Origin of the sequence: Catenibacterium sp., assembly GCF_052354645.1 — a bacterium.
Lineage (GTDB): Bacteria > Bacillota_I > Bacilli_A > Erysipelotrichales > Coprobacillaceae > Catenibacterium > Catenibacterium mitsuoka_A.
In genome coordinates this window covers 1-3,083 of record NZ_DAWDDM010000238.1, presented here as the reverse complement: position 1 = coordinate 3,083, position 3,083 = coordinate 1, and the positions used below count along the sequence as shown (strand labels likewise).

Here is a 3,083-nt window from a genome sequence, read left to right as displayed (position 1 = left end):
AATATAAACTCATGATATACTAATCTAGAGGAGTAGAAATGCTCCTTCGTATTATAGAACTAGAAGTTATTCAGTAATAACTCTATTTTTTTTATTTTATCTAGAAGGGATATTATATCACTGATGAGAAGTGAATTATTATAACATGAGATATCCATAAGGTAAGCTTGTAAACAATAATTGATAGTTATTACTATTAATGTATCGTTCTTCTCTTCACTAAATAAACATACTGATAATTTATAAACATTAGAAGAATTCTTTTATAAAACTCATGTTATAATGAGTAAAAGTCTAAAGAAAGGAATTCTTCTTTTATTATATGAATAAAGCGATATTAGTTATGACATCGGATAACCCCTTCTACATAGATGAACTTAAATCATTATGTATTGCATGTGATATTGAAGTAGAAGATGTTGTTATTCAGAAATTAGAAAAAATTAATCCTGCCACTTATATTGGTAAAGGTAAAATAGAAGAAATCAGATTAAGATTAGATGGAGAAATGGTTATCTTTGATGATGAACTATCTCCATTACAGGTAAAGAACCTTACCGACCAATTACAAACAGAAGTAACAGATCGTACAGATTTAATTCTTCGTATATTTGAACAGCGTGCACAGACAAAAGAAGCAAAATTACAGGTAGAAATAGCCAGAGACCAATATTTATTACCAAGACTTGCGGGAATGCAGGAACATATGTCACATCAGCAAGGTGGTTCTGGGTTTAGAGGATCTGGTGAAAAACAGATTGAGTTAGATCGTCGTATCATCTCTAGAAAGTTGTCCCGTTCTAGAAAAGAACTGGCACAGATTGTAAAACAAAGACAAACACAAAGAGAAAGACGTAAACGTAATAATGTCCCTGTGATTGCCTTGGTCGGTTATACAAATAGTGGAAAGTCTACTTTACTCAATACATTATGTCAGAATAAAGAAAAAAAGGTATTTGAGAAAGATATGTTATTTGCAACATTACAGACTTCTACTAGAAATATAAAGATTAAGAATCATACATGCTTGCTTACTGATACAGTTGGTTTTATTGAACGTTTACCACACAATCTGATTCAGGCATTTCGTTCCACTTTAGAAGAAGTGAAAGAAGCAGATTTATTACTCCATGTTGTTGATTCAAGTTTTGAAGATTATCAATTACAGGTTGATACAACCAATAAGGTATTAGAAGAATTAGGGGTTGAAAATAAACCTATGATCTATGTGTACAACAAGGTTGATTTAAATAAGTATGGTTATGTACATCCTGTAACGCCCTATGTTTTTATATCTGCAAAGGAAAAGATTGGTTTAGACTTGTTAGAAGATGAAATAAGTCATATCCTCTTTAAGGATTATGAAACTTTCCAATTAGGTATTCCTTATGATAAGGGGGAAGATTTCAAATATCTCTATGAGCATACTTATGTGGAACAGGTTGACTATCGTGATGATTATATCTATTTACAGATAGAAGCTAAAAGACAGGATATTAAAGACTATCTTATGTACATCCTTTTAAATTAATGAAACGGAGTTTCATTAATAAATCTTTTTTTGTATATTTTATGAAACGTTATAATAATCAACCTTGAAACAGTTTACATTTATGAGGCGTGATTGATAGAATGTATACATAAGATAAAGGAGACACATAAAATGGAAAGAAAAATGCCAAAAGATTTTTACTGGGGTGGTTCAGTATCATCATTCCAGACTGAAGGACACAGAAATGAAGGTGGAAAGGGTGTTTGTATCTATGACGTTAGACCTATGAATCCTGAATTTTCTGACTGGAACGATGCAATTGATGAATACACTCGTTATGATGAAGACATCGCGTTAATGAAAGGTATGGGATTCAACTTCTATCGTTTCTCAATCTGTTGGAGCCGTATCATTCCTAATGGTACATTAGATGAACCAGTAAACGAAGAAGGTGTAAAGTTCTACAGTGATTTAATTGATAAGCTACTTGCTGCAGGCATTGAACCAATGATCACTTTAGTACATTTCGATATGCCTTATCATCTTGTAAAGAACTATAATGGTTTTGCTTCAAGATATGTTGTAGACTGTTTTGAAAGATATGCAAAAGTTTGTATTGAAAGATTTGGTGATAGAGTTAAACATTGGATGTCATTCAATGAACAGAACCTTCATTCAATGATGTTAAGAGTTTCTAACGCTGAAGAAATTCCTGAAGGTGTAAGTCTTCCTAAACATTTATATCAGGTAAACCACAATGTTATGATGGCTCATTGTAAAGCAGTACGTGCTTTAAGAGAAATGCAGCCAGATGCTAAGTTCTGTGGTATGGGTGCAATCACTAATATTTACGCATATGACAACAGCCCAGAAAATAATTTATTTGCAACTCAGGCTTATAACTTATTAAATGGTTATCTTGTTGATACCTTTGCTCAGGGTAAATATCCTGATTACTGGAATGCTTACTTAGAAAATCGTGGATGGATGCCTACATTTGAAGAAGGCGATGAAGAACTATTAAAATATACTGTAGACTATATCGCATTCTCTTATTATCGTTCTAATACAGTTAAGACTGGTGTCTTTGATTATGAAAGACCAGCTTGTGACTGTGTGAATGAACAGCAGATCCAGAATCCTCATTGTGAAGCCAATGAATGGCATTGGGAAATCGATCCAGTTGGATTCAGATGGACTTTAAATGATTTACATCATAGAACAGGTTTACCAGTATTCGTACTTGAAAATGGTATTGGATGGCGTGAAGATATGACTCAGGAAGAAGTAGACAAAATGCTCGCTGAAGGTCGTACAATCGAAGATGATTATCGTATCAACTATCATAGAGACCATATCCGTGAAATGGAAAATGCAATGTTTGAAGATGGTGTAGATTGTTTAGGTTATATTACTTGGGGACCAATCGACATCCTAGCTAGTATGTGTAATATGGATAAGCGTTATGGATTTGTTTATGTTAATAGAACAAATAAAGATTTAAGAGATATGAAACGTATTCCAAAGAAATCTTATAATTATATCAAGAAAGTATTCGAATCTAACGGTGCTGATTTAGACTAATACTTGC

General features: G+C 32.7%; 2 protein-coding genes. Both read left to right on the top strand.

Annotated elements, in window-relative coordinates:
- The first annotated feature begins 322 nt into the window (after positions 1–322).
- Positions 323–1,531 (top strand): GTPase HflX, encoded by a 1,209-nt coding sequence (gene hflX / locus ACT8VG_RS09275; RefSeq protein ID WP_195920303.1) that lies wholly within the window; start codon positions 323–325, stop codon positions 1,529–1,531.
- Between the two features lie 132 nt (positions 1,532–1,663).
- On the top strand, positions 1,664–3,076 hold the full coding sequence (locus ACT8VG_RS09270) for a glycoside hydrolase family 1 protein (protein ID WP_055233450.1): 1,413 nt from the start codon (positions 1,664–1,666) through the stop codon (positions 3,074–3,076).
- The last annotated feature ends 7 nt before the right edge of the window (positions 3,077–3,083 follow it).

Bases quoted from the DNA above. Each gene is read 5' to 3' on its own strand.
- ACT8VG_RS09270 (WP_055233450.1), top strand. From the start codon at position 1,664: ATGGAAAGAAAAATGCCAAAAGATTTTTACTGGGGTGGTTCAGTATCA.
- hflX (WP_195920303.1), top strand. From the start codon at position 323: ATGAATAAAGCGATATTAGTTATGACATCGGATAACCCCTTCTACATA.